At 71.2% G+C, this 26,237-nt stretch carries 26 protein-coding genes and 1 riboswitch; of the genes, 13 read left to right on the top strand and 13 right to left on the bottom strand.

The features are described 5' to 3' along the window. The first annotated feature begins 11 nt into the window (after positions 1–11). The 3 genes from lpdA (at position 12) to NYE39_RS05300 (ending at position 4,407) form a co-directional block, all read left to right on the top strand. The gene (gene lpdA / locus NYE39_RS05310; RefSeq protein ID WP_341012038.1) at positions 12–1,409 is read left to right on the top strand and encodes a dihydrolipoyl dehydrogenase; all 1,398 of its coding nucleotides are present in this window, start codon (positions 12–14) and stop codon (positions 1,407–1,409) included. 174 nt (positions 1,410–1,583) lie between these two features. Then, positions 1,584–1,853 carry a 30S ribosomal protein S15 gene (gene rpsO / locus NYE39_RS05305; protein ID WP_072625011.1) on the top strand — a complete coding sequence of 90 codons (270 nt, stop codon included), beginning with the start codon at positions 1,584–1,586 and terminating at the stop codon, positions 1,851–1,853. A 169-nt stretch (positions 1,854–2,022) separates the two neighbouring features. After that, on the top strand, positions 2,023–4,407 hold the full coding sequence (locus tag NYE39_RS05300) for a polyribonucleotide nucleotidyltransferase (protein WP_341012037.1): 2,385 nt from the start codon (positions 2,023–2,025) through the stop codon (positions 4,405–4,407). Positions 4,408–4,513: 106 nt separating this feature from the next. On the opposite strand, the gene NYE39_RS05295 is transcribed toward NYE39_RS05300, so the two are convergent. Then, on the bottom strand, positions 4,514–5,119 hold the full coding sequence (locus tag NYE39_RS05295; RefSeq protein WP_341012036.1) for a hypothetical protein: 606 nt from the start codon (positions 5,117–5,119) through the stop codon (positions 4,514–4,516). Positions 5,120–5,276: 157 nt separating this feature from the next. Here NYE39_RS05295 and NYE39_RS05290 point away from each other — a divergent pair, with 157 nt between their 5' ends. After that, positions 5,277–6,911, top strand: a complete 1,635-nt coding sequence (locus NYE39_RS05290; protein ID WP_341012035.1) for a hypothetical protein — start codon at positions 5,277–5,279, stop codon at positions 6,909–6,911. Between the two features lie 79 nt (positions 6,912–6,990). Here NYE39_RS05290 and NYE39_RS05285 read toward each other — a convergent pair whose 3' ends face one another. Continuing rightward, on the bottom strand, positions 6,991–7,134 hold the full coding sequence (locus tag NYE39_RS05285) for a hypothetical protein (RefSeq protein WP_159451217.1): 144 nt from the start codon (positions 7,132–7,134) through the stop codon (positions 6,991–6,993). 114 nt (positions 7,135–7,248) lie between these two features. Here NYE39_RS05285 and dapB point away from each other — a divergent pair, with 114 nt between their 5' ends. After that, entirely contained in the window at positions 7,249–7,989 is a 741-nt protein-coding gene (dapB, locus tag NYE39_RS05280) for a 4-hydroxy-tetrahydrodipicolinate reductase (RefSeq protein WP_341012034.1), read from the top strand. A gap of 45 nt (positions 7,990–8,034) precedes the next feature. Here the strand turns inward: dapB and NYE39_RS05275 are convergent, their stop codons facing one another. The 8 genes from NYE39_RS05275 to NYE39_RS05240 form a co-directional block, all read right to left on the bottom strand. Beyond that, positions 8,035–8,355 (bottom strand): AzlD domain-containing protein, encoded by a 321-nt coding sequence (locus tag NYE39_RS05275; protein WP_341012033.1) that lies wholly within the window; start codon positions 8,353–8,355, stop codon positions 8,035–8,037. Then, on the bottom strand, positions 8,352–9,074 hold the full coding sequence (locus tag NYE39_RS05270) for an AzlC family ABC transporter permease (RefSeq protein WP_341012032.1): 723 nt from the start codon (positions 9,072–9,074) through the stop codon (positions 8,352–8,354). Before NYE39_RS05270 ends, NYE39_RS05275 begins: the two co-directional genes overlap by 4 nt. Further along, positions 9,071–9,619: a GNAT family N-acetyltransferase gene (locus NYE39_RS05265; RefSeq protein ID WP_341012031.1), complete on the bottom strand. Its 549-nt coding sequence runs from the start codon at positions 9,617–9,619 to the stop codon at positions 9,071–9,073. Before NYE39_RS05265 ends, NYE39_RS05270 begins: the two co-directional genes overlap by 4 nt. After that, positions 9,619–10,341 carry an enoyl-CoA hydratase-related protein gene (locus NYE39_RS05260; protein WP_341012030.1) on the bottom strand — a complete coding sequence of 241 codons (723 nt, stop codon included), beginning with the start codon at positions 10,339–10,341 and terminating at the stop codon, positions 9,619–9,621. The genes NYE39_RS05265 and NYE39_RS05260 overlap by 1 nt, the downstream gene beginning before the upstream one ends. A gap of 296 nt (positions 10,342–10,637) precedes the next feature. After that, entirely contained in the window at positions 10,638–11,396 is a 759-nt protein-coding gene (locus NYE39_RS05255) for a hypothetical protein (protein ID WP_341012029.1), read from the bottom strand. Further along, complete coding sequence (locus NYE39_RS05250; protein WP_341012027.1) at positions 11,393–12,022, bottom strand: SatD family protein; 630 nt, start codon at positions 12,020–12,022, stop codon at positions 11,393–11,395. The genes NYE39_RS05255 and NYE39_RS05250 overlap by 4 nt, the downstream gene beginning before the upstream one ends. A gap of 48 nt (positions 12,023–12,070) precedes the next feature. After that, positions 12,071–13,039: a dihydrofolate reductase gene (locus NYE39_RS05245; RefSeq protein ID WP_341012026.1), complete on the bottom strand. Its 969-nt coding sequence runs from the start codon at positions 13,037–13,039 to the stop codon at positions 12,071–12,073. Beyond that, positions 13,036–13,845 carry a thymidylate synthase gene (locus NYE39_RS05240; RefSeq protein WP_341012025.1) on the bottom strand — a complete coding sequence of 270 codons (810 nt, stop codon included), beginning with the start codon at positions 13,843–13,845 and terminating at the stop codon, positions 13,036–13,038. The genes NYE39_RS05245 and NYE39_RS05240 overlap by 4 nt, the downstream gene beginning before the upstream one ends. Before the next feature lie 42 nt (positions 13,846–13,887). On the opposite strand from NYE39_RS05240, the gene dapA reads away from it, so the two are divergent. Both dapA and NYE39_RS05230 read left to right on the top strand, forming a co-directional pair. Further along, positions 13,888–14,784 carry a 4-hydroxy-tetrahydrodipicolinate synthase gene (gene dapA, locus NYE39_RS05235; protein ID WP_341012024.1) on the top strand — a complete coding sequence of 299 codons (897 nt, stop codon included), beginning with the start codon at positions 13,888–13,890 and terminating at the stop codon, positions 14,782–14,784. Then, entirely contained in the window at positions 14,781–16,466 is a 1,686-nt protein-coding gene (locus tag NYE39_RS05230; protein ID WP_341012023.1) for a ribonuclease J, read from the top strand. The genes dapA and NYE39_RS05230 overlap by 4 nt, the downstream gene beginning before the upstream one ends. 55 nt (positions 16,467–16,521) lie before the next feature. On the opposite strand, the gene NYE39_RS05225 is transcribed toward NYE39_RS05230, so the two are convergent. Both NYE39_RS05225 and NYE39_RS05220 read right to left on the bottom strand, forming a co-directional pair. Next, positions 16,522–17,739 (bottom strand): aminotransferase class V-fold PLP-dependent enzyme, encoded by a 1,218-nt coding sequence (locus NYE39_RS05225; protein ID WP_072624997.1) that lies wholly within the window; start codon positions 17,737–17,739, stop codon positions 16,522–16,524. A gap of 42 nt (positions 17,740–17,781) precedes the next feature. Further along, positions 17,782–17,896: riboswitch (SAM riboswitch) on the bottom strand. Positions 17,897–17,969: 73 nt separating this feature from the next. Continuing rightward, a complete protein-coding gene (locus NYE39_RS05220) occupies positions 17,970–18,614 on the bottom strand; it encodes an A24 family peptidase (protein ID WP_341012022.1) in 645 nt (214 codons plus the stop codon). A gap of 86 nt (positions 18,615–18,700) precedes the next feature. On the opposite strand from NYE39_RS05220, the gene NYE39_RS05215 reads away from it, so the two are divergent. After that, on the top strand, positions 18,701–21,514 hold the full coding sequence (locus NYE39_RS05215) for a DNA translocase FtsK (RefSeq protein ID WP_341012021.1): 2,814 nt from the start codon (positions 18,701–18,703) through the stop codon (positions 21,512–21,514). On the opposite strand, the gene NYE39_RS05210 is transcribed toward NYE39_RS05215, so the two are convergent. Next, positions 21,498–22,562 carry a MauE/DoxX family redox-associated membrane protein gene (locus NYE39_RS05210; RefSeq protein ID WP_341012020.1) on the bottom strand — a complete coding sequence of 355 codons (1,065 nt, stop codon included), beginning with the start codon at positions 22,560–22,562 and terminating at the stop codon, positions 21,498–21,500. The two genes, NYE39_RS05215 and NYE39_RS05210, sit on opposite strands and share 17 nt — an antisense overlap. Positions 22,563–22,584: 22 nt before the next feature. On the opposite strand from NYE39_RS05210, the gene NYE39_RS05205 reads away from it, so the two are divergent. From NYE39_RS05205 to NYE39_RS05185, 5 genes are all read left to right on the top strand, one after another. Then, positions 22,585–23,289: an ion channel gene (locus NYE39_RS05205; protein WP_341012019.1), complete on the top strand. Its 705-nt coding sequence runs from the start codon at positions 22,585–22,587 to the stop codon at positions 23,287–23,289. Between the two features lie 69 nt (positions 23,290–23,358). Then, complete coding sequence (gene rimO / locus NYE39_RS05200) at positions 23,359–24,762, top strand: 30S ribosomal protein S12 methylthiotransferase RimO (RefSeq protein WP_341012018.1); 1,404 nt, start codon at positions 23,359–23,361, stop codon at positions 24,760–24,762. Then, the gene (gene pgsA / locus NYE39_RS05195) at positions 24,759–25,391 is read left to right on the top strand and encodes a CDP-diacylglycerol--glycerol-3-phosphate 3-phosphatidyltransferase (RefSeq protein ID WP_341012017.1); all 633 of its coding nucleotides are present in this window, start codon (positions 24,759–24,761) and stop codon (positions 25,389–25,391) included. Before rimO ends, pgsA begins: the two co-directional genes overlap by 4 nt. Then, entirely contained in the window at positions 25,381–25,875 is a 495-nt protein-coding gene (locus NYE39_RS05190) for a CinA family protein (RefSeq protein WP_341012016.1), read from the top strand. The genes pgsA and NYE39_RS05190 overlap by 11 nt, the downstream gene beginning before the upstream one ends. Before the next feature lie 56 nt (positions 25,876–25,931). Then, the gene (locus NYE39_RS05185) at positions 25,932–26,234 is read left to right on the top strand and encodes a helix-turn-helix domain-containing protein (protein WP_072624989.1); all 303 of its coding nucleotides are present in this window, start codon (positions 25,932–25,934) and stop codon (positions 26,232–26,234) included. The last annotated feature ends 3 nt before the right edge of the window (positions 26,235–26,237 follow it).

Below are 26,237 nucleotides of genomic sequence, written 5' to 3'. Positions count from 1 at the left end.
GGCTGTCGGACATGGCTGATTTCGACGTCGTTGTGCTCGGTGCTGGACCCGGTGGCTATGTGGCGGCGATCCGCGCCGCGCAGCTCGGCAACAAGGTCGCGGTGATCGAGAAGAAGTACTGGGGCGGTGTCTGCCTCAACGTGGGCTGCATCCCGAGCAAGGCGCTCATCAAGAACGCCGAGCTCGCGCACACCCTGACCCATGACAAGAAGAAGTTCGGCATCGAGGGCGACGCCACGATGTCCTTCGGCCCGACGCACGCGCGCTCCCGCCAGGTGAGCGCCGGCATCGTCAAGGGCGTTCACTTCCTCATGAAGAAGAACAAGATCACCGAGATCGACGGCTGGGGCACGATCACCTCCGGCAACACCGTCGACGTCGCCCTCAACGACGGCGAGACCAAGACCGTCTCCTTCGACAAGCTGATCATCGCCGCCGGAGCCACCACCCGCATGCTCCCCGGCGTCGAGGTGAGCAAGAACGTCGTCACCTACGAGGAGCAGATCCTCGACGAAGACCTGCCGGGCTCGATCATCATCGCCGGCTCGGGCGCCATCGGCGTCGAGTTCGCCTACGTGCTCAAGAACTTCGGCGTCGACGTCACGATCGTCGAGTTCCTCGACCGGATGGTCCCGACCGAAGACGCCGACGTGTCCAAGGAGCTGGCCAAGCACTACAAGAAGCTCGGCGTCAAGGTCATGACGGGCACCAAGGTCGAGTCCGTCGAGGACACCGGCTCCGGCGTCAAGGTCACCGTCACCCCGGCGAAGGGCGGCGACGCGCAGGTCCTCGAGGCTGACCGCCTCCTGTCCGCGATCGGCTTCGCCCCGCGCACGCAGGGCTACGGCCTGGAGTCGCTCGGTGTCCAGCTCACCGAGCGCGGCGCCATCGAGATCGACGAGTACTGCCGCACCAACGTCGACAATGTCTACGCCATCGGTGACTGCACGGCCAAGCTCATGCTCGCCCACGTCGCCGAGGCCCAGGGCGTCGTCGCCGCTGAGCACATGAACGGCGCCGAGACGATGCCGGTCGACTACGACTTCATCCCGCGCGCGACCTACTGCCACCCGCAGATCGGGTCCTTCGGCTACAGCGAGGAGCAGGCCAAGGAGAAGGGCTTCGACGTCAAGACGGCGACCTTCCCCTTCACCGCCAACGGCAAGGCCATGGGCCTGGGCGACGCGGTCGGCTTCGTCAAGGTCGTCGCCGACGCCGAGCACAACGAGATCATCGGCGCCCACATGATCGGCCCCGACGTCACCGAGCTGCTGCCGGTCCTCACGCTCGCGCAGAAGTGGGACCTCACCGCCGACGAGGTCGCCCGCAACGTCTTCGCCCACCCGACCCTGTCCGAGGCGGTCAAGGAGGCCGTCGAGGGCATCGCGGGGCACATGATCAACCTCTGACGATCGACACGTCGACGAGCTTCGGCGCCCCCCCTCGTCCGGATTATGGGCGAAGGGGGCGCCGCTGCTAATCTTCACGGGTTGCCGTGAAAATCGGCCGCGGATCCACAGAGCCCCGGTGAACCAGCCCGGGCGCGCCGCGCAACAACCCCAGAGAAGGAGCAGTGTCGCAGCATGCCGCTGACCGCTGACGTCAAGAAGCAGATCATGGCCGAGTACGCCACCGTCGAGGGCGACACCGGCTCCCCCGAGGTGCAGGTCGCGCTGCTCACCCAGCGCATCAAGGACCTCACCGAGCACTCCCGCGAGCACAAGCACGACCACCACAGCCGCCGCGGCCTGCTGCTGCTCGTCGGTCGTCGTCGCCGCCTCCTGCGTTACCTGGAGAGCACCGACATCGAGCGCTACCGTGCGCTGATCAAGCGCCTCGGCCTTCGCCGATAACAGCTTCGTGGAGAGCGGTTCCCGCCAAGGGGGCCGCTTCTTCGCGTATCCGGGGGGAATCTCCCTTCGGCACAACTGAAGAGACCCACAACTGAAGATCGTCACAGCAGAAGACCTACCGGGGCACAACGACGATGCTCCCGGTTCGCAGAGAGAAAAGGAGGACCCGATGGAGGGTCCTGAGATCACCGCCGCCGAAGCCACCATCGACAACGGCTCGTTCGGCACCCGCACCATCCGGTTCGAGACCGGTCGCCTCGCCAAGCAGGCTGGAGGCGCGGTCAGCGCCTACCTGGACGGCGAGACCATGCTCCTGTCGACCACGACGGCCGGCAAGACCCCCAAGGACCACTTCGACTTCTTCCCGCTGACGGTGGACGTCGAGGAGCGGATGTACGCCGCCGGTCGTATCCCCGGCAGCTTCTTCCGCCGCGAGGGTCGTCCGGGCACGGACGCCATCCTCACCTGCCGCCTCATCGACCGCCCGCTGCGCCCGACCTTCAAGAAGGGTCTGCGCAACGAGGTCCAGGTCGTCATCACCGTGCTGTCGGTCCACCCGGACCACCAGTACGACGTCCTGGCGATCAACGCCGCCTCGGCGTCGACGCAGATCTCCGGCCTGCCCTTCTCGGGCCCGATCGGTGCCGTCCGCGTCTCGCTCATCGACGGCCAGTGGGTTGCCTTCCCCAACTTCAGCGACATCGAGCGCTCGACCTTCGACATGGTCGTCGCCGGCCGCGTCGTCGGTGACGACGTCGCGATCATGATGGTCGAGGCCGAGTCCACCGAGTCGACGTGGAACCTCGTGAAGAACGAGGCCAAGACCGCGCCGACCGAGGAGGTCGTCGCCGAGGGGCTCGAGGCCAGCAAGACCTTCATCAAGGTCCTGTGCGACGCCCAGGCCGAGCTGGCCCGGGCGGCCGCCAAGCCGGTCGAGGACTTCCCGATCTTCCTCGACTACCAGGACGACGCCTACGCCGCCGTCGAGCAGGCCACCTCGGCCGACCTCGCGGCCGCGCTGACGATCGCCGGCAAGGCCGAGCGCGAGGACCGCCTCGACGAGATCAAGGAGGCCATGAAGGCCTCCCTCGCGGGCACCGAGGAGGCTCCCGGCGAGTTCTTCGGGCGCGACAAGGAGCTCTCGGCGGCCTACCGCTCGGTGCAGAAGGCGCAGGTGCGCCAGCGCATCCTGCGCGACAAGGTCCGCATCGACGGCCGTGGCCTCGCCGACATCCGCGCCCTGGGCGCAGAGGTCGAGGTCCTGCCGCGCGTGCACGGCTCGGCGCTCTTCGAGCGCGGCGAGACCCAGATCTTGGGTGTCACCACGCTCAACATGCTCAAGATGGAGCAGCAGATCGACTCGCTCGGGCCGGTCACCAAGAAGCGCTACATGCACAACTACAACTTCCCGCCCTACTCGACCGGTGAGACCGGCCGGGTCGGCAGCCCGAAGCGTCGCGAGATCGGCCACGGCGCGCTCGCCGAGCGTGCGCTCCTGCCGGTGCTGCCCCCGCGCGAGGAGTTCCCCTACGCGATCCGCCAGGTCTCCGAGGCCCTCGGGTCCAACGGCTCGACGTCGATGGGCTCGGTCTGCGCCTCGACGATGTCGCTGCTCAACGCCGGTGTGCCGCTGCGCGCCGCCGTGGCCGGCATCGCCATGGGTCTGGTCTCCGACGAGGTCGACGGTGAGACCCGCTACGCGGCGCTCACCGACATCCTCGGTGCCGAGGATGCCTTCGGCGACATGGACTTCAAGGTCGCCGGTACCCGCGAGTTCGTCACGGCCATCCAGCTGGACACCAAGCTCGACGGCATCCCGGCCTCCGTCCTCGCCGGTGCGCTGACCCAGGCCCGTGACGCGCGGATGCACATCCTCGACGTCATGAACGAGGCCATCGACGCGCCCGACGAGATGGCGCCGACCGCGCCGCGGATCATCACCGTCCAGGTCCCGGTCGACAAGATCGGTGAGGTCATCGGGCCCAAGGGCAAGATGATCAACCAGATCCAGGACGACACCGGCGCCGACATCAGCATCGAGGACGACGGCACCGTCTTCATCGGTGCGGTCGACGGCCCGTCGGCCGATGCTGCGCGCAACGCGATCAACGCCATCGCCAACCCGCAGATGCCCGAGGTCGGCGAGCGCTTCCTCGGCACCGTCGTCAAGACGACGACCTTCGGCGCCTTCGTCTCGCTGACGCCGGGCAAGGACGGCCTGCTGCACATCTCCGAGGTGCGCAAGCTCGTCGGTGGCAAGCGGATCGACGCCGTCGAGGACATCCTCGGTGTGGGCCAGAAGGTCCAGGTCGAGCTCAAGGAGATCGACCCCCGCGGCAAGCTGAGCCTCGCCGCCGTCCTCACCCCGGAGCAGGAGGCCGAGCTGGCCGCCGGCTCCAAGGGCGATGACGAGGGTGGCCGCGGTGGCCGCCGTGAGGGTGGTCGTGAGGGTGGCCGTGACGGCGGTCGCCGTCGTCGCCGCCGTGGCGACAACGACTCCGGCGAGTCCGCCGAGACCGAGTCGGCCGACGCGGGCGCGTCGCAGGACGACTGACCGCACGGTCCCTGACGAAGGGGGCCGACCCTCCAGCTGGAGGGTCGGCCCCCTTCGTCGTGCTCGGGAATGAGGGCGCGGCACGGGGCGAGCGCGCGGCTCCGGCTCAGCGCAGGGTGAAGCCGCGTGGCTGGCCACCCGAGGGGTGGGAGTTCTCGACCCACCGGTCGATGGCCTCGGTGTCGATGCTCTGCAGGGCCTCTCGTGCGGCGGGCGCATTGCCGCCCCTGACCTTGCAGTCGAGCGAGCCGGAGCGGATCGTGCAGTCGAGGGTGGAGCCCGGGTGCTGCTCGCGCAGCAGCGCGACCCCCTCGAGCCACCAGGCGATGGGTGCCTTGTCCACGGGCGCCAGGTAGTGCACGTCGGCGGTCGAGTCGAGACCGCGGATCGACCAGTCGGAGCCGCTCCAGCCGTGGGAGACGTTGGCCAGGCGGGTCGCCGACGCGGACGGGGTGTCGAGGATGGCCTGGTCGAAGACCACCTCCGACGTCACGGTCCGGATGCGCCCGCTGCCGGGCACCGGGCTGCTGTCGACCTCGACCTCGCTGACCCCGGGGATCGCCTCGACCTGCTCGGCGAAGGTCAGGGGGCGGGGGTCGGGGCGGGTGGCCGCCTGGTATGCCAACCACCCCAGCCAGGCTGCCAGGAGCGCGATCGTCACGACGACGGAGACGCCGACGAGCGGCGATGTCGTGGATCGACCGGTGCTCATGCGCCATCTCCCTGGGTGTCTCTCTGGTGGGGGTCCATCATCACCCACGCGGCCTCGCCTGTGGACAAGCGACGCGCACAACCTGCTCATCGCTCATACCGTGGGGCGAACGTCGTTGCGACGGCGCCGAACTCACGCCACACCCCAGGGGGGAACCTTGAAGCCGCTACGCCTGCTCGTCGGATTCATCGCGGTGCTGCTCGTCATCGCCGGCGCGACGGTCGCCGTTCTGCTCGGACCGGACGACACCTGGGGCGGTGAGCCCGAGGCAGTGCCCGACGCCAGGCCGGTCATCGTCTCCGGTCCGCAGCTGCTCGACGTCGCCGGGCTGAGCCTCGTCGTCACGGCACGCCCCACGGGCGAGGGTGCTGCCTTCGTCGGTGCGGGGCACCCGGTGCACGTGCAGGATTACGTCCGCGACGTGGCGCGTACGGAGATCACCGCGCTGTCCGCGTCGGGAGTCGGGGACAGCCAGGCGCTGTCGGGAGAACGACAACGGCCGGCCGTGGCTCCCGGTGAACTCGACGTCTGGCAGGAGCAGGCCTCGGGCGACCCGGCGAAGATCGAGATCCCGCTCACCGAGGACGAGCCGGTGCAGATTGCGGCGGCGCCGGCGACGGGTGCGGGCGCGGCGCCCGGGCTCGGCATCGGCTACGCCCTCCCGGGAGCCTTCATCGGTGGTCTGGTCGCGGTGCTCATCGGTGTCCTGCTCCTCGTCGGCACCATCGTCCTCGGCCGCCGGGCGAAGGGGGCGCAGCGCGCGGTGGCAGAGTCCGGGCAGCAGCCGTCGGCCGCCCAGGCCGGGTCGGCACGGGCCTCCTCCGGCACTGCCCTGCGGCTTGTGGCCACGGTCTCCGCGGTCGCGCTCGCGGCCGGCTGCTCGATCCCGCAGCGCGTCGACCACGGCACCGAGCCGGGGGTCGTGCCGCTCGAGGAGGCCGACGCACAGACGATGCTTGACGACTACGACCGTCGCAACAATGCCGCGATCAAGAAGTCCGACGCTGGTGACGGAAGCCTGTGGGCCACGGCGGACGCCGGGCCCAACCTCGCCGTGGACGCGCTTGCCGCCCGGACGGCGAAGTTCTACCCGCCGAAGAAGGACGACGACGGCGACTTCATCCACGAAGTGCGCGATGTCTACGAGGTGGAGCAGCCGGGATATCCGCTCTGGTCGCTCATCGACGTGGACCTGCCGAACTCGGACCTCGGCGGCGGGCAATACCTGTGCCTCTACACGCGGGACGGGGCGACCGAGCCATGGAAGGGGTACACCTCGGTCTATCTCCCGAGCCGCCTGGTCACCCCACTCGACGCGCAGGCCGCCACGCCCTCTGCCAAGGATCTGCTCACGGCCGCACAGTGGGACGACGAGCTCACCCGATGGATCGCTGCGGGCAAGGAGTCGGACCTGAGGATCTCGCGGGACCTCATGGAGTCCTACGGCGACATGGCTGCCACGCCCAAGGGTGTGGCGCGGATCGACCACTCGGTGAGCCCCTGGGGCGGCCGTGCCGATGGGCGCACGGAGCAGGACGGCCCGGTGCGAGTGCTGCGTGTCAAGCAGGGTCTGCTCGTCATCACGAACAAGCAGTGGGAGCGCAACCTGTACCTCGAGCAGGGATTCGAATGGAAGCAGGCAACGCGCGAGCGCAAGATCCACGGTCCCCATCACCGTGATCTGGTCTACGACGATCACTACCTGCTGTCGGCTGCCATCCTCATCCCCGACTCGGGGGCGCCCTCGGTCATCGGCAGCGACGTAAAGAGGGTTTTCGAATTCCCCCGCTGAGTGGGTTGGTCGGGCATGAGGAAGCCCCCGGCACCGTGCGGTGGCGGGGGCTTCCCGGCGTGGGGGAGCGGTCGCTCGGTCAGGCCGCGTGGCGCGCGGTGCGACGGGTCTCGTCGATCCAGCGCATCTCCATGCGGGTCCGGCCGTCCTTGCCGCGCACGGCGACCCAGGTGCAGGTCAGCTTCGGGGCGGTGCGGGTGCTCTTGATGGTCGTCACGGTCATGTCGGACACCTCCTGTTCATGTTCTGTTCACCTAAGACACTAGCATCAAGGTGAACACAAGGTGAACGACGCGCCGGGTGAGCCGCCGATCGGGCGTCTTCGTAGGCTGACCCCATGACGACGAAGGTGGCAGTGATCGGCGCCCAGGGGCGCATGGGTGCGACGGCCTGCGAGGCGGTCGACGGCGCGGCGGACATCGAGCTGGTCGGGCGCTTCGACGAGGGCGACGACCTCGGCGACCTCGGCGGTGCCGACGTCGTCGTCGAGTTCACCGTCCTGGCCGCGAGCGAGCGCAATGTGCGCCACTGCGTCGAGCGGGGTGTCCACGTCGTCGTCGGCACCTCCGGCTGGACCGATGACCGGGCCGCCCAGCTGCGCACCGAGGTCGAGGCGAAGGGGGGAGTGGGCGTGCTCATCGCCCCCAACTTCGCCATCGGTGCCGTGCTGATGATGCAGTTCGCCAAGCAGGCGGCGCGCTTCTACGAGTCGGTCGAGGTGGTGGAGCTGCACCACCCGCGCAAGGTCGACGCACCGAGCGGCACGGCCACCCGGACGGCGGAGTTGATCGCCGCCTCGCGCGCCGAGGCCGGGCTGGGGCCGGTCCCCGACGCGACGACCGAGGACCCCGACGGTGCCCGTGGCGCGAGCGTCGAGGGCGTCCCGGTCCACGCGGTGCGCCTGCGCGGTCTGGTGGCCCACCAGGAGGTGCTGCTCGGCAACGAGGGCGAGATGCTCACGGTCCGTCACGACTCCTTCGACCGGGTCTCCTTCATGCCCGGGGTCCTCACGGGGGTGCGTGAGGTCGGCAAGCACCCGGGTGTGACGGTGGGGCTGGAGCACGTCCTCGGTCTCTGACCGCCCGCTGCCTGACCGTGAGCCGTCCCGACGGTTCTGCGCCGGTCAGCCCCAGCCGAGGGCGCGCAGGCCCGCGGCGAGTGCAGCGGCGGCGAAGACCACGACGACGAAGTTGGCCCGCAGCCACAGCAGCACGACCGCTAGGGCCACGGCGGCGAGTCGGGCGTCGATGACGATCCCGTCGTCACCGCCGGCGGTCTGCGTGACGACGAGTCCCGCCAGGAGGGCGACGGGCAGCAGCCCGATGACCTTGGACCGGCGTTGTCCGTCGACGAGCGATTCCGGCACGAGGTAGCCGACGAACTTCGTGGCGTAGCCGAGGACACACGCGGCCAGGACGCAGACCCACAGGGCCGTGGTGCTCACAGCAGGTCCCCCTCGGGCTGCTCGATGTCGTGGGCGCTGCTCGGCCCGGCGGAGGCGAGGCCGACCACGACGGCCGCCACGGCCGCGAGCAGCACCGGGACGCCCGCAGGCATCGGGGCGAAGCTGATCAGCGCGATTACGGCCGCGAGAGCCGCGGTGACCTGACCGGTGCGGTCCCTCAGTCGCGGCCAGATGAGCGCCACGAAGGCTGCCGCAGCGGCGGCGTCGAGGCCCCAGATGCGCGGGTCGCCGATGGCATTGCCGACGAGGGCGCCGACGAGGGTCGACAGGTTCCAGAAGACGTAGACGCCCAGACCTGCGGCCCAGAAGCCGGTGCGCTGCACCTCCGGCTCCTCCTGGGCCAGCGCGACCGCCGTCGACTCGTCGATCGTCAGGTGCGCGGCGCCCGCCCTTCGCCATCCCGTGAGGCGCAGGACGCGGGCGAGCTGGAGACTGTAGAGGCCGTTGCGGATCCCGAGGAGGGTGGAGGTCGCCACGGCCGTGATCGGGCTGCCGCCGGAGGCGATGATGCCCACGAGGGCAAACTGCGACCCGCCGGTGAAGAGCAGGAGCGAGAGCCCGACGGTCTGCCAGACGTCGAGCCCGGCAGCGATGCCGAGGGCGCCGAAGCTCACCCCGTAGACACCGGTGGCGAGACCGACCGAGATGCCCTGCCGGCGGGCGGCTGCGTGCTCCGCGGCGAAGGGGGTCGCGCTCACGACGGCGAGTCCGTCAGTGCCGCGACGAGCCGCACCTCCCGCGCGGTGTGGCCGTCGGGGGAGACGACGCGGTCGCGGAAGGCGCCGTCGGGGACGAGGCCGGCGCCGGTGAGGAACCCCCGCAGGTCCTCGTGCTCGACGAGGCACCACGTCGCCACGTGCTCCGCACCGGCCTCGTGCAGCAGGTCGACCGCGGCGTTGACCAGCCGCGAGCCGTGGCCCTGGCGCCGGTGGCCGGGGTGGATCCCGAGCGCGGAGATCTCGCCGGTGGTCTGGCCGGCGTCGGGGTCCTGGCTCGGGCCGATGGAGGCGAAGCCGACGACCTCGTCACCGGCGCAGGCCACGAGCAGCCGGTAGACACCGGAGGGCGGCGTGCGAAGGGAGTCCTGCCACGCGGACTCGAAGGCGCGTGGGTCGAAGCTCGCGTGCACCTGCGGCGGGACGACGCCGTCGTACGCCTGCTGCCAGACGAGTGCCTGGACCCGGCCGACGGCCGGGGCGTCGTCGGTCCCGGCGGTGCGCACGCTCGCGTCGGCGGCCACCATCAGCGTCCCTCGAAGCGCGGCGTGCGGCGCTCGCCGAAGGCGCGCTGCCCCTCCGCGAGGTCGGAGCTGGCCCAGGCCCGGGAGAAGGCCGCGGAGTAGGCCTCGTCGGGAGCGGGGCTGGAATTCATGCCGATCTTGGATCCGGCCTGCGACAGCGGCGCGAGGGGCACAGCCGACCGGGCCAGGTCGAGAGCGGCGTCGAGGTCACCGCGGAGCGGGGCGAAGCCGAGCCGCCACGCGTCGTCGCCGTCGAGCACGGCCGCGGTGAGCACCATGTGCCGCGCGGCACCCTCGCCCCAGAAGCGGGCCACCCGGTCGAGCGTCCACTGGTCGACCATGAGGCCGAGCTTGGCGACGGGCACGGCGAAGCGGGCCCGCTCGCCGACCACCCGCAGGTCGCAGGCGACCGCGAGCTGCATGCCCAGCCCCATGCACGACCCGGAGATCGCGGCGATGGTCGTGATCGGCACGGCGGCGAGGTGCTGGAGGACCTCGGCCAGCCGCACGGTGAAGGAGACGTCCTCGAGCTCGGTGAGGTCGGCACCCGCGCAGAAGTGCCCCTCGGCCCCGGTGAGGACGAGCGCACGGGCCCCGCCGTCGACCGCCGCGACGACGGCCGAGTGCAGCTCCTCGAGCGTGGCCAGGTCGAGCGCGTTGCGGCGGTGCGGGCGATCGATCGTCAGGGTGGTGACGGCGTCGTGGGTCTCGCTGAGGATGGGCACGGCGTCAGCATACGGAGGGCGCGAAGGGGGGAGCCGAGCCCCCTTCGTCCTTCAGGACGCGCCGGCCATTGCTCCGGTCGAAGGCAGGGACAGCAGCACCCCGTAGGGGGCTCCAGGACAAGGGATCTGGTGCGGGTGGCGTCCTCCCACACACCCATCACACCCATGCCTGTCAGGGGGCTCGCGGACCTACGCGGCGTCGACGACGTGCACGGCGGCCGTCGGGTAGACCGAGTGCCGGGTGGTCACCACTACGGTGAGCCAGGAGGCACTCATCCTGTCGGCCGCGCTCGCGCTCAGGCGGCGAGCAGCAGCGCGCCGAGCGCGACGAGCCAGCTGACGAAGCTGCCGACGAGGAAGTACTCGGTCACCCGGTCGATGTCGGAGACGCGACGCTCGTCGTCGCTGCGGGCGTGGGACTTCAGCTCGGGCCAGCGGATCAGACCCTTGGCCGCGATGACCAGACCGGCCGCGGTGAGCTCCCCGGCCAGCCCCAGCCCGAGGATGAAGAGTCGCTCGAGCGGCCCGAGCAGTCGGCCACCGCGCAGCTGTCCCTCGACCGCACCCGCCACGGGCACAGGCGGCAGGGCGCCGGTGGTGACCAGGACGAGCCGGACCAAGCGGTTGCCCGTGGCCAGCTGCACGAGCACGAGCCCGGCGAGCAGCAGCGCGCGGTCCGGGGAGGGCTGCCACGGCAGTGCGCTCCACGTGAGCCAGTCGGCGAGCCACCCACCGACCGGCGGGGCCCAGCCCGAGGCGGCGAGCTGGACGGCGACGACCACGACGAAGGTCGTGAGAGCCAGTCCGTGCCCGTGACCGGCGTCGGCCCGCTCCGCCGTCACCGTCCACGCGAGCAGCCCGACGGCCGCCAGAGCGGTGAGCGCGACACCGCCCCACGTCGCGAGAAGCCCTGCACCTGCGGCGACGAGGGCGAGCAGGAGCAGCCCGGCTGCGGGGACGCCCCGGGTCTCGCGGGGTCGTGCCGGGTGCGGTCCGAGGCTGCGGAGCAGGTCGGTGGCCCCGACCGCGACGAGGAGGGCGGCGAGGACGCTCATGCGAGGGCCGCCAGCTCGGCGTCGAGGGTGACGACCTGGTCGAGTCCGTCACGACGCACGCGTCGGGAGACGGCGGTCGGGCTGATGCCCTCGGCCTCGGCGAGGGCGCGCTGGGTGGACCCGGCGAGCAAGCCGCGCAGCAGGCGTCTGGACCGCTCGTCGAGGTCGGCGAGGAGCAGGTCGCGGTGCCGCAGGGCTGCGTCGAGGGCCAGCCCGGTGGGGGAGTCCTCCACCCACCGGGTGCGCACGACCCGGGCGTCGCCGCGAGCACGCTCCTCGTCGGCCTTGGCCAGGGAGATCGCCTCTCGTGCCTGCCACCAGCCGGGGCCGTCCTGGATGTTCCCGTCGTCGCTGAGTGCGGTCACCTCGCCGCGGCCGAGGCCGTAGCGGGTCTCGACCTCGGGCAGCAGCCCGACCCGCAGCAGGAGTGCAGCGTGAGCAGCCTCGCCGCGGCGGCGCCAGGCCCCCTGGAACTCGTCGCCCACGGTCAGCCGCAGGGGCTGCAGTGGCTCGGTGCGGGCGTTGACATCGGCCAGGACCTCCTCGAGGCGCGCGTGCAGGGCGTGTCGGTCGGCGGCGGAGCGAGAGCCGACGACGTCTCCGATGAGGGTGGCGACCGCAGTCATGTGAACATCATAGGTCAACTGTCCTCAAAATAAACCAATGTGGTCGACTTAGGTCGAGGTGATCCGGTGAGGTTCACGCTCGTAGGTGACGAAGTCGAAGCCCTCGCGGGGGGTCCGCTGCACCTCGCGCCACCCGTCGTCGACCTCGGGGAAGAAGACCTCCGCCTGCGGCGAGGCGGCGATCTCGGTCAGCTCCAGCCGCGAGGCCAGGCCGATCGTCTGGCGGTAGATCTCGCCACCTCCGACGACGAAGACCTCGCCCGGTCCGGCGACGGCCAGCGCCTCCGCCAGGGAGTGGACGGCGACGGCGCCGGGGGCCGACCACGCGTGGTCGGAGGTGATGACGACCGTGGTGCGGCCGGGGAGCGCACGGCCGATGGAGTCCCAGGTGCGTCGCCCCATGATCATCGTGCCGCCCATCGTCAGGGCCTTGAAGTGCGCCAGGTCCTCGGGCAGGTGCCATGGCATGCCACCGTCGACCCCGATGGCGCGGTTGGCCCCCAGCGCCGCGACGAGCACCAGGCGCTGGTCGTGCCCCAGCTCGACGAAGGGGGGAAGCCTCCCGTCGCGCAGGCCCTCCAGCACGACCCGCTCGTGGGGGACGACCTGCTCGGGCAGCCGGGCCAGCGGCCACCACCGCAGGTCGGCCGCCTTGTCGGGCTCCTGCACGGTCGGCTCGCCCGACCAGTCGGTGACGTGGAAGAAGAAGTCGGCCCGCTGCTCGAGCCGGCCCGCCGCGCTCGTGCGCTGGAGCATCGTGAGGGGCGTCGCGGCCCCGACGTGCACACCCAGCTCCTCGAGGACCTCGAGGCGCAGGGCCTCGCTCGGGGCGCTCGCGTCCTCGACGTGCCCGGCCGCCCCGCAGGCCCACCAGCCGTCCATGAACCCGGTGCCCTGCCGCAGCTGGAGGAGCACCTCGGTGCCCGAGGCGCCCTCGCGGGTCATCACGGCGTAGGCCGCGGCGATGAGCGGGACCCGGCCGCGCAGCTCGTCCGGGACGCGTCGGGCGAGGCTCATACGGCGATCGGCGCCTTGATCGACGGTGCGGCCTCGTAGCCGACGAGGGTGAAGTCCTCGAGCTCGTAGGCGTCGATCGAGTCGCGCGGGGTGATCTCCATCCGCGGCAGCGGCCCGGGGGAGCGGGTCAGCTGCTCGGCGGCCTGGTCGAGATGGTTGCTGTAGAGGTGGGCGTCGCCGAGCGTGTGGACGAACTCGCCCGGCTCCATGTCGACCTGCTGGGCGACCATCATCGTCAGCAGGGCGTAGGAGGCGATGTTGAAGGGGACGCCCAGAAAGATGTCGGCGCTGCGTTGGTAGAGCTGGCACGACAGCCGGGGGCGGCCCCCTTCGCCCGCCGGGGTGACGTAGAACTGGAACATCGTGTGGCACGGCGGCAGCGCCATCGAGTCGACCTCGGCGACGTTCCACGCCGAGACGATGTGCCGTCGGCTGTCGGGGTTGGTCCGCAGCCCCTCGACGACCCGCTCGATCTGATCGATCGTGCCGCCGTCGGGGGTCGGCCAGGAGCGCCACTGGTGCCCGTAGACCGGGCCGAGCTCACCCTGCTCGTCGGCCCACTCGTCCCAGATGCTGATGCCGCGCTCCTGGAGCCAGCGCACGTTGGTGTCGCCGCGCAGGAACCACAGCAGCTCACCGATGATCGAGCGCAGGTGCAGCTTCTTCGTCGTGAGGGCCGGGAAGCCCTCCGACAGGTCGAAGCGCATCTGGTGGCCGAAGACGCTCCGGGTGCCCGTGCCGGTGCGGTCGGACTTGTCCACGCCGTGGTCCCGGACGTGCTCGAGGAGGTCGAGGTACTGACGCATGGCGCCACGATAGACGCCACCACCGACGGCTACGCTGACCGCATGACGACTTCCCCCTTCGGACGGGTGGTCACCGCGATGGTGACGCCCATGACCCCAGACGGCGCGGTGGACGCACAGGGCGTCGCCGCCGTCGTCGAGCACCTCATCGCCACCGGACACGACGGTGTCGTCGTCAACGGCACCACGGGCGAGTCCCCGACGCTCAGCTCCGCCGAGAGCATCGCGATGGTCGAGACCGTCAAGCGCGCCGCGGGCGACCGGCTCGAGGTGACCGCGGGCGTCGGGTCCAACAACACCGCCCACGCCATCGAGATGGCGGCCGCGGCGACCCGTGCCGGCGCCGACGCGCTGCTCGTCGTCTCGCCCTACTACAACAAGCCGACCCAGGCCGGGCTGCTGGCCCACACACGCGCCATCGCCGACGCGGCCAAGCTGCCGATCCTGCTCTACGACATCCCCGGGCGCACCGCGACCCCCTTCGCCGTGGAGACGCTGATCGCGCTCGCCGACCACGAGCGGATCCTCGGCGTCAAGGACGCCAAGGGCGACCTGTGGGCCGCCTCCGAGGTCATGGCCTCGACCGACCTGCTCTGGTACTCCGGTGCCGACGAGCACAACCTCGCCCACCTCGCCCAGGGCGCCCACGGCATCGTCTCGGTCGTCGGGCACGTCGCCGGCCGCGACTACGCCGACATGATCGCCGCCGTCGACGCCGGTGACCTGGCGACCGCCCGCGAGATCCACCACCGCCTGATCCCCGTGACCAATGCCCTGATGTCGACCTCGCAGGGCGCCATCATGGCCAAGGCCGCGCTCGTCGAGCTCGGGGTCATCTCCCACGCCACCGTGCGTCTGCCCTACGTCGAGGGGCCGGCCGAGCACCTCGAGATCGTCCGCGCCGGTCTGGCCGCGTCCGGGATCGGAGGTGCCGCATGAGCCACCCGCACCCCGACCTCGAGCTGCCGCCACCGCTCGCCGACGGAGCCCTGCGCGTCGTCGCGCTCGGCGGTCTCGGCGAGGTCGGCCGCAACATGGCCGTCGTCGAGCACCAGGGGCAGCTGCTCATCATCGACTGCGGCGTGCTCTTCCCCGAGGACCATCAGCCGGGCGTCGACCTGATCCTGCCCGACTTCGAGTACATCCTCGACCGGCTCGACGACGTGCAGGCGATCGTCCTCACCCACGGCCACGAGGACCACATCGGCGCCGTGCCCTACCTGCTCAAGCACAAGCCCGACATCCCGCTCGTCGGCTCGATGCTCACGCTCGCCCTCATCGAGGCCAAGCTCAAGGAGCACCGGATCAAGCCCTTCACCCTCGGGGTCAAGGAGGGCGGGCGCGAGAGCTTCGGCGTCTTCGACTGCGAGTTCATCGCGGTCAACCACTCGATCCCCGACGCGCTGGCGGTCTTCGTGCGCACCGACGGCGGCACCCTGCTGCACACGGGCGACTTCAAGATGGACCAGCTCCCGCTCGACCGGCGGCTGACCGACCTGCGGGCCTTCGCCCGGGTCGGCGAGGAGGGGGTCGACCTCTTCCTCACCGACTCGACCAATGCCGAGGTCCCCGGCTTCACCACCCCCGAGCGCGAGATCGGGCCGGCGATCGACACCGTCTTCCGCAATGCCCGGCGCCGGATCATCGTCGCCTGCTTCTCCAGCCACGTGCACCGTGTCCAGCAGGTCCTCGACGCCGCCGAGCGCAACGGCCGCAAGGTCGCGATGGTCGGTCGCTCGATGGTGCGCAACATGGGCATCGCCGCCGACCTGGGCTACCTCAAGGTGCCCGACCGGGTCCTCGTCGACGTCAAGAAGCTCGACAACTATCCAGACGACGAGGTCGTGCTCATCTGCACGGGCAGCCAGGGTGAGCCCATGGCCGCCCTGTCGCGCATGGCCAACCGCGACCACCGCATCGATGTCGGCGACGGCGACACGGTGCTGCTCGCCTCGAGCCTGATCCCCGGCAACGAAAATGCCGTCTACCGGGTCATCAACGGCCTCATGCGCCTGGGTGCCGACGTCGTGCACAAGGGCAACGCCAAGGTGCACGTCTCCGGTCACGCCAGCGCGGGCGAGCTGCTCTACTGCTACAACATCGTCAAGCCGCGCAACGTCATGCCGGTCCACGGCGAGTGGCGCCACCTCGTCGCCAACGCCGACCTGGCGATCCAGACGGGGGTCGACCCCGACCACGTCGTGCTGGCCGAGGACGGCGTCGTCGTCGATCTCGTCGACGGTCGCGCGCGGATCACCGGCGCCGTGCCCTGCGGCTACGTCTACGTCGACGGTTCGAGCGTCGGGGGCGCGACCGAGGAGCTGCTCAAGGACCGTCGCATCCTGCGCGACGAGGGCTTCATCTCCGTCATGGTCGTCGTCGACTCCTCGACCGGCAAGGTCATCGCCGGTCCGGAGATCACCGCGCGCGGCTTCGCCGAGGACGACGAGATCTTCACCCAGGTCGAGCCCAAGATCATCGCGGCGCTCGACGAGGCGGCTCGCAAGGGCACGACCGACACCCACCAGCTGCAGCAGGTCGTGCGCCGTGCCGTCGGTGGCTGGGTCGGCGGCAAGATCCGCCGACGCCCGATGATCATCCCTGTGGTCGTCGAGGCCTGAGGACGCCGGGGCGAAGGGGGCCTGCCGGGTCCCCCTTCGCCCTACCCGAGGAGGGTCACAGGGCGCGCAGGGCGCCGAGGAGTCGGTCGATGTGCTCGGTCGTGGTGCCCAGGCCGGCGCTGATCCGCACGGCGGTGTCCTGCTCGTGCTCCGAGAGGAGGTCGTCGACGAGCAGGTGCGCGCAGAACTTGCCGTCGCGCACGCCGATGCCGTGGTCGTCGCCGAGGACGCGGGCGACCTCGCTGCTGTCGTGGCCGTCGACAGTGATCGTGGCGACGGGCGCGCCGTCGCCACCACCGAAGAGCGAGTGCACGTGCACACCGGGGATCTGCTGCAGTCCGGCGAGCAGGCGGATGCGCAGCGCCTGCTCGTGGTCGACGATCGCCTGCTCGTGCTCGGTGATGATCTCGCAGGCCGTGGCCAGGGCGACGGCGCCCAAGACATTGGGGGAGCCGGCCTCGTGGCGAGCGGGGCCACAGGTCCACTCGGTCTCGTCGAGGCTGACGCGTGCGGTGGCCCCGCCCCCGGCGAGGTAGGGGGTGGCGGCGTCGAGCCAGTCGCTGCGCCCGACGAGCACGCCGGCACCGAAGGGGGCATAGATCTTGTGCCCGGAGAACGCCACGTAGTCGATGCCCAGGGCGTCGATGTCGACCCGGCGGTGCGGGACGACCTGCGCGGCGTCGAGGGCGAAGCGCGCGTCGTGCTCGTGGGCCAGCGCCGCGAGGCGCTCGATCGGCCAGTGCTCGCCGGTGACGTTGGACGCGCCCGTGGCGACGACGAGCCGGTGCTCGGCCGGGTGGTTGCGCAGGGCCTGCTCGAGCAGGGCGACGGCCTCGTCGTGGCTGTGCGGCACCGGCAGGCGCAGCGCGTCACCCCACGGCAGCAGTGCCGCGTGGTGTTCGGAGGCGAAGACGAAGACCAAGGTGTCCTCGGGCAGCGCCCGCGCGAGCAGGTTGAAGGAGTCGGTGGTGTTGCGGGTGAAGACGACGTGGTCGTCGGTGCGGGCGCCGACGAAGGCCGCGACGGTTTCGCGTGCAGCCTCGTAGCGCGAGCTGGTCACGCGGGAGGCGAACCCGGCGCCCCGGTGCACCGAGGAGTAGGTGACGGCCGCGGCGGCGACCTCGTCGGCGACGGCCCGGAAGGCGGGAGTCGTCGCGCCGTGGTCGAGGTGGGCGTACTCGACGCTCGAGCCGTCCTCGTCGCGGTAGCTCAGCCCCTCGGAGACGAGCTGCGGCAGGGCGGTGGTCGTGCGGTGCAGGTCGGAGATGGTCATGACGGTGCTCCTGGTCCTTCGGGGACTCAGGTGGCGACCGTGAGTCCGCGCTTGCCGGGCGACGGTCTGTCGCCGGCCAGGTCGTCACCCGGAGCACCCCACCGCGGAGGAGGGTTGCCGACCAGCTAGCCGGGGCTTGTCGCTGGTACTCGTGACCTTGGGTCAGGATCATAGCCCACCTGCGGAGGCCGCTGTCGAGCCTCGACCGGTCGTGTCTCGGCTCGTGGACGTCAGGCCAGGGCGAGCGCGAGGACCGCGCCGGCCACGAGGTAGGGGCCGAAGGCGAGCTGCGTCGTGCGCGAGGCCTTGCGCGTGAGCAGCAGTGCGAGAGCGGCGATCCCGCCGATGACGAAGCCGAGCCAGATGCCCACGGCCAGCTGGCTCCAGCCGAGCCAGGCGAGCGTCGGGGCGATCGAGACCATGAGCTTGGCATCGCCCATCCCGATCGAGCGTCCGAAGAGGGCGAAGGCGAGCAGCACGGTCCCGCCCCCGACGAGGACGGCGGCGAGACCCGCGCGGGAGAGGGCGCCCCAGTCGCCGGTCACGGCCGATGCGACGGTGAGGAGCACCGCCTGGACCGGCACGAGCGGCAGGGTGATGGCATTGGGCAGGCGGTGCACGTCGGCGTCGATCGCCGCGAGGACGAGCCCGGCCGCGGCGAGGACGAGCGGCGCCAACAGCGTCGTCCAGTGCCGGTCGGCGAGGCCGAGCGCGACGACCAGCCCGACGAAGGGAGCGAGCGCCGGGACCCAGAGATGGCGGGGGAGGGGACCCCCTTCGTCATCGCGGCGGTAGTGGCCGGCGCGCAGCCACCGCCACGCGAGGGTGCCGAACACGGTCGCGGCGAGCACGACGACGAGGGTCCGGGTGTCCACGGGGCGAGGTTATCCGCTGTGATCCGTGGCCGGTGGTGCGCGTGTGACGCGTGTGTCAGAGGGTGCTTTCGCCTACCCTGCGAATCATGGCCACTCGTCCGTCGACCACCTCGCGCAGCAAGGGCGCCAGCTCCCGACCCAAGGGCTCCACCCGCCCGTCGGGTCGCAAGGCACCCGCCAAGAGCAGCGCGAAGGGGAGGACCTCCTCCCGCAAGCCCGCGTCCGGTGGGGGTCTGCCCCTGCCCGTCGCCGCGGTCCAGCGCACCTGGATGGGTGTCGCCCACGCGACCGGCTCCGGGGTGCGCCGCATCGGCACCAGCGCGAGCCAGATCGAGCCCGAGCACCGCCGAGACGGCTGGGGCTTCCTGGCGCTGGCGCTGGCGCTCGTCGTCGCCGTGCGCGAGTGGTGGGGCCTCAGCGGCGCCTTCGGCGACGTCGTGCACGCGGTGGCCGCGGGCACCTTCGGCCGGGTCGCCTACGCGCTGCCGATCGTCCTGCTCCTGCTCGGCGTGCGTCTGCTGCGCTCGGCGAGCGAGCCCGCCTCCGACGCACGGCTGGGCTTCGGCAGCGTCATGCTGCTCTTCGCGGCCTCGGGCCTGACGCACATCGCCAAGGACATCCCGCAACCGCCCGACGGCGCGGGCCCGATGCGAGACGCCGGGGGCATCGTCGGCTTCCTCGCCTCCGACCCGCTGTCGACGGCCGTGACCGAGTGGCCGGCGACGATCCTGCTCGTCCTGCTGGGGCTCTTCGCCCTCCTGCTGCTCACCGGCACCCCGCTGCACGAGGTGCCGCAGCGGCTGGCCTACGTGCGCGCCGCCTTCACCGGTGAGGTGCCGAGCCACGTCACCGCAGCCGACGTCGACGCCCGCCACGATGCGCCCAAGGCGGCGGTCACCCGCGCCCGGCGCCGACGCGCCATCGACCCCGACGAGGAGCAATCCGGGGAGCGCGACGGCGACACCGCCTACGACCAGGCCGCCGTCGTGCAGCCGGTCGGCAAGGGCCGTCGCAAGAAGTCGGCGGCACCCGCCGCCGACGTCGAGGAGACGACCGAGACCCCGCAGCCCGAGGCCGGCGGGCCGCGCCCGGGCGAGAAGCGCCCGACGAAGAATCCGGCCGTCGCGCCGGTCCCCAGCGGCAAGACCGAGCTGCAGCCGCCGCCGACGACCCAGCTGCCGCAGCGTGTCGAGCAGCTCGCCCTCGCCGGCGACGTCACCTACACGCTGCCCGACAGCCAGTACCTCAAGCCCGGCGCACCGCACAAGGAGCGCTCCGCGGCCAACGACAAGGTCGTCGAGTCGCTCACGAGCGTCCTCGACGAGTTCGGCATCGACGCCCAGGTCACCGGCTTCCACCGCGGCCCGACCGTCACCCGCTACGTCGTCGAGCTCGGGCCCGGTGTCAAGGTCGAGCGGGTCACCGCGCTGTCGAAGAACATCGCCTACGCCGTCGCCTCGGCCGACGTGCGCATCCTCAGCCCGATCCCCGGCAAGTCGGCCATCGGCATCGAGATCCCCAATGCCGACAAGGAGATGGTCTGCCTCGGCGACGTCCTGCGCTCGGACGTCGCCCGCAACAACGAGCACCCGATGGTCATGGGTGTCGGCAAGGACGTCGAGGGCGGCTACGTCATCGCCAACCTCGCGAAGATGCCGCACATCCTCGTCGCCGGCGCCACGGGCTCCGGCAAGTCGTCCTTCGTCAACTCGATGATCACCTCGATCCTCATGCGGGCCACGCCCGACGAGGTGCGCATGGTGCTCGTCGACCCCAAGCGGGTGGAGCTGACGGCCTACGAGGGCATCCCGCACCTCATCACCCCGATCATCACCAACGCCAAGAAGGCGGCCGAGGCCCTGCAGTGGGTCGTGCGCGAGATGGACATGCGCTACGACGACCTGGCGACCTTCGGCTACAAGCACGTCGACGACTACAACAAGGCCGTCAAGGCGGGCAAGGTCGAGCCGATCCCCGGCAGCGAGCGGGTCATCCAGCCCTACCCCTACCTCCTCGTCATCGTTGACGAGCTCGCCGACCTGATGATGGTCGCGCCCCGCGACGTCGAGGACTCGATCGTGCGCATCACCCAGCTGGCACGTGCGGCCGGCATCCACCTGGTGCTCGCGACCCAACGCCCCTCGGTCGACGTCGTGACCGGTCTGATCAAGGCCAACGTCCCCTCGCGCATGGCCTTCGCCACTTCGTCGCTCGCCGACTCCCGCGTCGTGCTCGACCAGCCCGGCGCCGAAAAGCTGCTGGGTCAGGGTGACGCGCTCTTCCTACCCATGGGCAAGTCGAAGCCGATGCGTGTCCAGGGCGCCTGGGTCACCGAGTCGGAGATCGAGCAGGTCGTCGGTCACGTCACCGGCCAGCTCAAGCCGACCTACCGCGAGGACGTCGCGCCCGAGACGCCCAAGAAGCAGATCGACGAGGACATCGGCGACGACCTGGACGTGCTGCTCCAGGCGACCGAGCTCGTCGTCACGACCCAGTTCGGCTCGACGTCGATGCTCCAGCGCAAGCTGCGGGTCGGCTTCGCCAAGGCCGGCCGGCTCATGGACCTGCTCGAGTCGCGCGGCGTCGTCGGCCCCTCCGAGGGCTCCAAGGCCCGCGACGTGCTCATCACGCCCGAGGACCTGCCGACGACCCTGGCCCTGATGAAGGGCGAGGAGCCGCCGGCCGCGGAGGAGCCGGTCGCCCAGGTGGATGCCGACGAGGACGACGGGGCTCCCGCCGCCCAGGGCGTCTCGACCGACACCGACGTCATCGACCTGCGCGAGGGCTCACCGGCCGCCGCGCACGACCGCTACGCGGCGGACCCCATCGGGACCGAGGTCGTCGAGGAGTGGACCGAGGACGACGACGAGGACGCTTGGTCGCTCACCGACCGTCGCTGACCGACTCGTCCGTCGTGGCGGACCCGTCCGGGGCGACGGGCTCGTCATCCACGACGCCCACCTCGACGAGCTCGGCCCGCACGTCCTCGTAGAAGTCGAGGACCTCGGCGCCCTGCACCGGCCCGCCGGCGAGCGCTCCGTCGGCACCCAGCAGCACCCCGCCCGGGGTGCCGACCCGGAAGATCCGGGCAGTGATCGCGTCGGGGTCGCGCAGGACGCGACCGGCGAGGTGGGGCTGGGCGGCCACGGCCTCGTCGAGGGGAGACCACACCACGGCCCGCAGGGAGACCGGCCCGAGCCCGGCGTCCCACTCCGGCAACCGCTCGATGACCGGCAGGCAGGAGCTGCACGACGGGGAGAGGAAGAGCAGGAGCACCGCCCCCGAGCTGGTCAGCTCGTGCATCGTCACCGTCTGCCCGTCCTCGGTCTCCAGCACGGCGAAGGGGATCGGCTGGCGCTCGTAGTCCGCCTCCTCTCCGGAGTCCGCGCTGTCGGCGGTGACCGGCTCGCGGGTGAGCGGACCCCCCTTCGCCCCGCCGAAGGTGACGACGACCACGGCGACGGTCAGCACGACCAGACCCAGCCAGACCCAGGTCTGTGCCGAGGCATCGAGGAGGCGGGCCGCGACAGAGTTGTCCGCCGTCGCCGACCACACGCCGAGGGCGGCGACGACGACGAGCAGCACATTGCGCAGCGCGGTCCGGCGCGTGACCTCACCCAGCCCGAGCCGGCCGAAGCAGCTGCACGTCACCGGGTAGCCGAACCCCAGCGCACGCACGATCACCACCAGGTAGGCGACGAAGAGCGCCAACACCACGACCGAGACGGCCAGCGCGAAGGGGGGCGGCGTGACGACGATCGCCACCGCGAGCACGATCTCGGCCCACGGCAGCAGGACGGGCGCGGGGGAGCGGGTGAGTGCCCGCGGCAGGCGCAGCTCGCCGAATGCGCTGCGCGTCTCCTCGGGGTGACGGACCTTGGCGACCCCGCTCACGACCAGCAGGAGCGCGGCGACGAGCGGCGGCAGCAGCAATGGGGCGACGAGCACAGCGCGAGTCTAGGGTTGCCTCATGACGAAAGCTTGGTACGAGCTCGACAGCCGGCCGACGGGGCTTCGCTACTGGGCCGCCGTCGTGCGCAAGCAGCCCTCCGCGATCCTCGTCGGCATCCAGCTCTTCGCGATCATGCTGCTGCCCTGGGTGGAGTCGGAGAACTGGGGCCGCGCGGCCATCACCTCGCTGTCGCTCTTCGCGGTGACCTTCGGCATCTGGGTCGTGCGCTCCACCCCGGCCCTGACCTGGCTGGCGCTGGGCATCGGCTTCCCGGCCTTCGTCCTCGAGGTGTGGTCGGTGGTCGACCGGAGCAACGTGCCGGTCAACTTTGCCGCACACCTGCTGCTCGCGATCTTCTACATGTACGTCGCCTACGGGCTCGTGGCCTACATGTTCGCCGACACCTGGGTGACCAAGGACGAGCTCTTCGCCGTCGGTGCCGCCTTCACCGTGCTGCTCTTCGGCTTCACCTATCTCTTCGTCGCGATCCAGACGCTCGAGCCGGGGTCCTTCGACGGGCACACGGGCATCGGGCAGAAGTCCTTCCTCGAGCTGCTCGCCTTCTCGGCGGCCAACCTCACGAGCGTCGGCCTGTCGGACGTCGGGGCCATCGAGCCCCACGCGCGGGCCGCGACGATCGTCGAGCAGCTGGGCGGTGTGCTCTACGTCGCGATGGTGATCTCCCGGCTCGTGGCCCTGACGGTGAGCCGGGCGCGCAGCTGACGCCCGGAGGTCGCCCAACCGGTCGCGTCGTGTCGGCCGACGGCCCCCGCGCCACCTAGAGTGTGGGGCATGTCCGTCTCCACCCGCAGCGTCGCCCTGGTCACCCTGGGGTGCACCCGCAATGACGTCGACTCCGAGGAGCTCGCCGGCCGCCTGTCCGCAGAGGGGTGGACCCTCGTCGACGATGCCGCCCAGGCCGATGTCGCGGTGGTCAACACCTGCGGGTTCATCGAGCAGGCCAAGAAGGACTCCATCGACGCGATCCTGGAGGCCAATGACCTGCGCGAGCACGGTCGCACCCAAAAGGTCGTGGCCGTCGGCTGCCTCGCCGAGCGCTACGGCAAGGAGCTGGCCGACGAGCTGCCCGAGGCCGACGCGGTGCTCGGTTTCGACTCCTACACCGACATGAGCGCCCACCTGCGGGCGGTGCTCGACGGGCACGCCCCCGAGGCCCATGTCCCCGGTGACCGCCGCAAGCTGCTGCCGATCTCCCCGGTCGACCGCGATGGCAGCGACCTCGCCCTCCCGGGGCACAACGCCGCCGACCTGCCCCGTGCCCGGCTCGACGACCGCCCGTGGGCCCCGCTCAAGATCGCGTCCGGCTGCGACCGTCGGTGTGCCTTCTGCGCGATCCCGACCTTCCGGGGCGCCTTCGTCTCGCGCCGGCCCAACGACGTTGTGGCCGAAGGGAGGTGGCTCGCCTCCCAGGGGGTGCGCGAGCTCTTCCTCGTCAGCGAAAACTCCACGTCCTACGGCAAGGACCTCGGCGACCTCGACCTGCTCGAGCAGCTGCTCCCCGAGCTCGTCGCCATCGAGGGCATCGAGCGGGTGCGCGTGTCCTACCTGCAGCCGGCCGAGATCCGCCCCGGCCTCCTGCGCGCCATGGCGAGCACCCCCGGCGTCGTGCCCTGGTACGACATCTCTTTCCAGCACGCCGCCGGGCCCCTGCTGCGGCGCATGCGGCGCTTCGGTGACACCGACTCCTTCCTCGGGCTCATCGACGGCATCCGTGAGCGTCAGCCCGAGGCCGGCATCCGCTCCAACGTCATCGTCGGTTTCCCCGGCGAGAGCGAGGAGGATGTCGCCGAGCTCGAGCGCTTCCTCGTCGCGGCGCGCCTCGACGTCGTCGGGGTCTTCGGCTACTCCGACGAGGACGGCACCGAGGGTGAGCTGCTTACCGACAAGGTCGATCCCGAGGTCATCGCCGAGCGGGTCGACCGACTCACCCGGCTCGTCGAGGAGCTGACCGCCCAGCGCGCCGAGGAGCGCATCGGCGAGCACGTCACCGTGCTCGTCGAGGAGGTCGACGAGGAGAGCGGCGAGGTCGTCGGTCGCGCAGCCCACCAGGGCCCCGACGTCGACGGCGTCACCCTGCTCACCGGCGTGGTCGACGACCTGGTCGTCGGTGCGCTCGTCACCGCCGAGGTCGTGGGCACCGAGGGCATCGACCTCGTGGCGGAGGTGCGCGCATGACCACCGAGAGCACGACCCCGGCCCCCAGCCCGTGGAACCTCCCCAATGCCCTGACGGTCATGCGCATCCTGCTCGTGCCGGTCTTCGTCTGGCTGGTGCTGCGCCACGGCGGCGACGACACCGGCACGCGGTGGTGGGCATGGGGCGTCTTCGCCGTCGCCATCATCACCGACCGCATCGACGGGGACCTTGCCCGCGCCAAGGGCCTGGTCACCGACTTCGGCAAGGTGGCCGACCCGATCGCCGACAAGGCGCTCACCGGTGCCGGCTTCGTCACGCTGTCGATGATCGGCGAGATCCCCTGGTGGATCACCGTCGTCATCCTCGCCCGCGAGCTCGGCATCACGCTCATGCGCTTCTGGGTGATCCGGCACGGGGTCATGCCGGCCAGCCGCGGCGGCAAGCTCAAGACCTTCCTGCAGGCCCTGGCCATCGGGCTCTTCGTCCTGCCGCTCGCGACCTTGCCCCTCGAGCAGCTCTGGCGGGGTCTGGCGTGGGTCATTCTCATCGCGGCGCTGGTCGTCACGGTCGCGACGGCCGTCGACTACGTCATGAAGGCGCTCACCCTGCGGTCGACGAGTGACCGTGCCCGGATGAAGCGGGAGCGCAAGGCCGCAGGTGGACGCTGACGCAGCAGATCTCCTCGCGGCCCTCGGGGCGCGTGGCTGGTCGCTGGGAACCGCCGAGTCCCTCACCGGTGGGCTGCTCGCGGCGACGGTGGTCGAGGTCCCGGGGTCGTCTGCCGTCTTCGCCGGTTCCGTCGTCGCCTACGACCCGGCGGTCAAGATCTCGCTCCTGCAGGTCGACACTGATCTCGTCGCCAGGGTCGGCACCGTCGACGAGCAGGTGGCGAGCCAGATGGCGAAGGGGGCCTGCCGCGCCCTCGGCGTCGACGTCGCCCTCGCGACGACCGGTGTCGCCGGCCCCGGCCCGAGCGAGGGCCACCCGGCGGGCACCGTGTGGCTGGCCTGCGCCTGGCCGGGGGGACTACGCACGCGACGTCTGGCGTTGACCGGAGGGCGTGCCGCCGTGCGCGCGGGCGCGGTCGCCGCCGCGCTCGACTTGGCCCGTGACGTCGTGCTGACCGTTGATGGGGGCACACCTGACCGTTGAGGGCCGGCCGGGGTACGGTGGACCCAGACGTAGGAGATGTCGAGGAGGTGACCCCCATGGTGGTGCTGCTGCGCGAGGAGCTCGGTGACGTGCTGCGTGATGCCCGCCGCTCCCAGGGGCGCACCCTGCGTGACATCTCGGCCAAGGCGTCGGTCTCCCTCGGCTACCTGAGCGAGATCGAGCGCGGCGAAAAGGAGGCCAGCTCCGAGCTGCTCGCCTCGATCTGCGCGGCCCTCGAGATGCCGATGTCGCACGTCTTCACCGAGATCGCCCAGCGGGCCGACCGTGCCGAGCGGTCCAGCGCGCCGGTCACCCTGCCGGTGGCAGCGCGCGACGACGACGTCGTCTCCGCCGCCTGACAG

Source organism: Janibacter sp. FSL W8-0316 (assembly GCF_038004165.1).
Lineage (GTDB): Bacteria > Actinomycetota > Actinomycetes > Actinomycetales > Dermatophilaceae > Janibacter > Janibacter indicus.
This window is presented reverse-complemented; position numbering and strand designations above follow the sequence as displayed.

Coding starts and splice junctions, on each gene's coding strand:
- NYE39_RS05285 (WP_159451217.1), bottom strand. CDS start 7,134: ATGACCGTGACGACCATCAAGAGCACCCGCACCGCCCCGAAGCTGACC.
- pgsA (WP_341012017.1), top strand. CDS start 24,759: ATGACCACCGAGAGCACGACCCCGGCCCCCAGCCCGTGGAACCTCCCC.
- NYE39_RS05230 (WP_341012023.1), top strand. CDS start 14,781: ATGAGCCACCCGCACCCCGACCTCGAGCTGCCGCCACCGCTCGCCGAC.
- rimO (WP_341012018.1), top strand. CDS start 23,359: ATGTCCGTCTCCACCCGCAGCGTCGCCCTGGTCACCCTGGGGTGCACC.
- NYE39_RS05265 (WP_341012031.1), bottom strand. CDS start 9,619: ATGGTGGCCGCCGACGCGAGCGTGCGCACCGCCGGGACCGACGACGCC.
- dapB (WP_341012034.1), top strand. CDS start 7,249: ATGACGACGAAGGTGGCAGTGATCGGCGCCCAGGGGCGCATGGGTGCG.
- NYE39_RS05240 (WP_341012025.1), bottom strand. CDS start 13,845: ATGCGTCAGTACCTCGACCTCCTCGAGCACGTCCGGGACCACGGCGTG.
- NYE39_RS05185 (WP_072624989.1), top strand. CDS start 25,932: ATGGTGGTGCTGCTGCGCGAGGAGCTCGGTGACGTGCTGCGTGATGCC.
- lpdA (WP_341012038.1), top strand. CDS start 12: ATGGCTGATTTCGACGTCGTTGTGCTCGGTGCTGGACCCGGTGGCTAT.
- NYE39_RS05205 (WP_341012019.1), top strand. CDS start 22,585: ATGACGAAAGCTTGGTACGAGCTCGACAGCCGGCCGACGGGGCTTCGC.
- NYE39_RS05300 (WP_341012037.1), top strand. CDS start 2,023: ATGGAGGGTCCTGAGATCACCGCCGCCGAAGCCACCATCGACAACGGC.
- NYE39_RS05225 (WP_072624997.1), bottom strand. CDS start 17,739: ATGACCATCTCCGACCTGCACCGCACGACCACCGCCCTGCCGCAGCTC.
- NYE39_RS05250 (WP_341012027.1), bottom strand. CDS start 12,022: ATGACTGCGGTCGCCACCCTCATCGGAGACGTCGTCGGCTCTCGCTCC.
- NYE39_RS05245 (WP_341012026.1), bottom strand. CDS start 13,039: ATGAGCCTCGCCCGACGCGTCCCGGACGAGCTGCGCGGCCGGGTCCCG.
- rpsO (WP_072625011.1), top strand. CDS start 1,584: ATGCCGCTGACCGCTGACGTCAAGAAGCAGATCATGGCCGAGTACGCC.
- dapA (WP_341012024.1), top strand. CDS start 13,888: ATGACGACTTCCCCCTTCGGACGGGTGGTCACCGCGATGGTGACGCCC.
- NYE39_RS05215 (WP_341012021.1), top strand. CDS start 18,701: ATGGCCACTCGTCCGTCGACCACCTCGCGCAGCAAGGGCGCCAGCTCC.
- NYE39_RS05255 (WP_341012029.1), bottom strand. CDS start 11,396: ATGAGCGTCCTCGCCGCCCTCCTCGTCGCGGTCGGGGCCACCGACCTG.
- NYE39_RS05295 (WP_341012036.1), bottom strand. CDS start 5,119: ATGAGCACCGGTCGATCCACGACATCGCCGCTCGTCGGCGTCTCCGTC.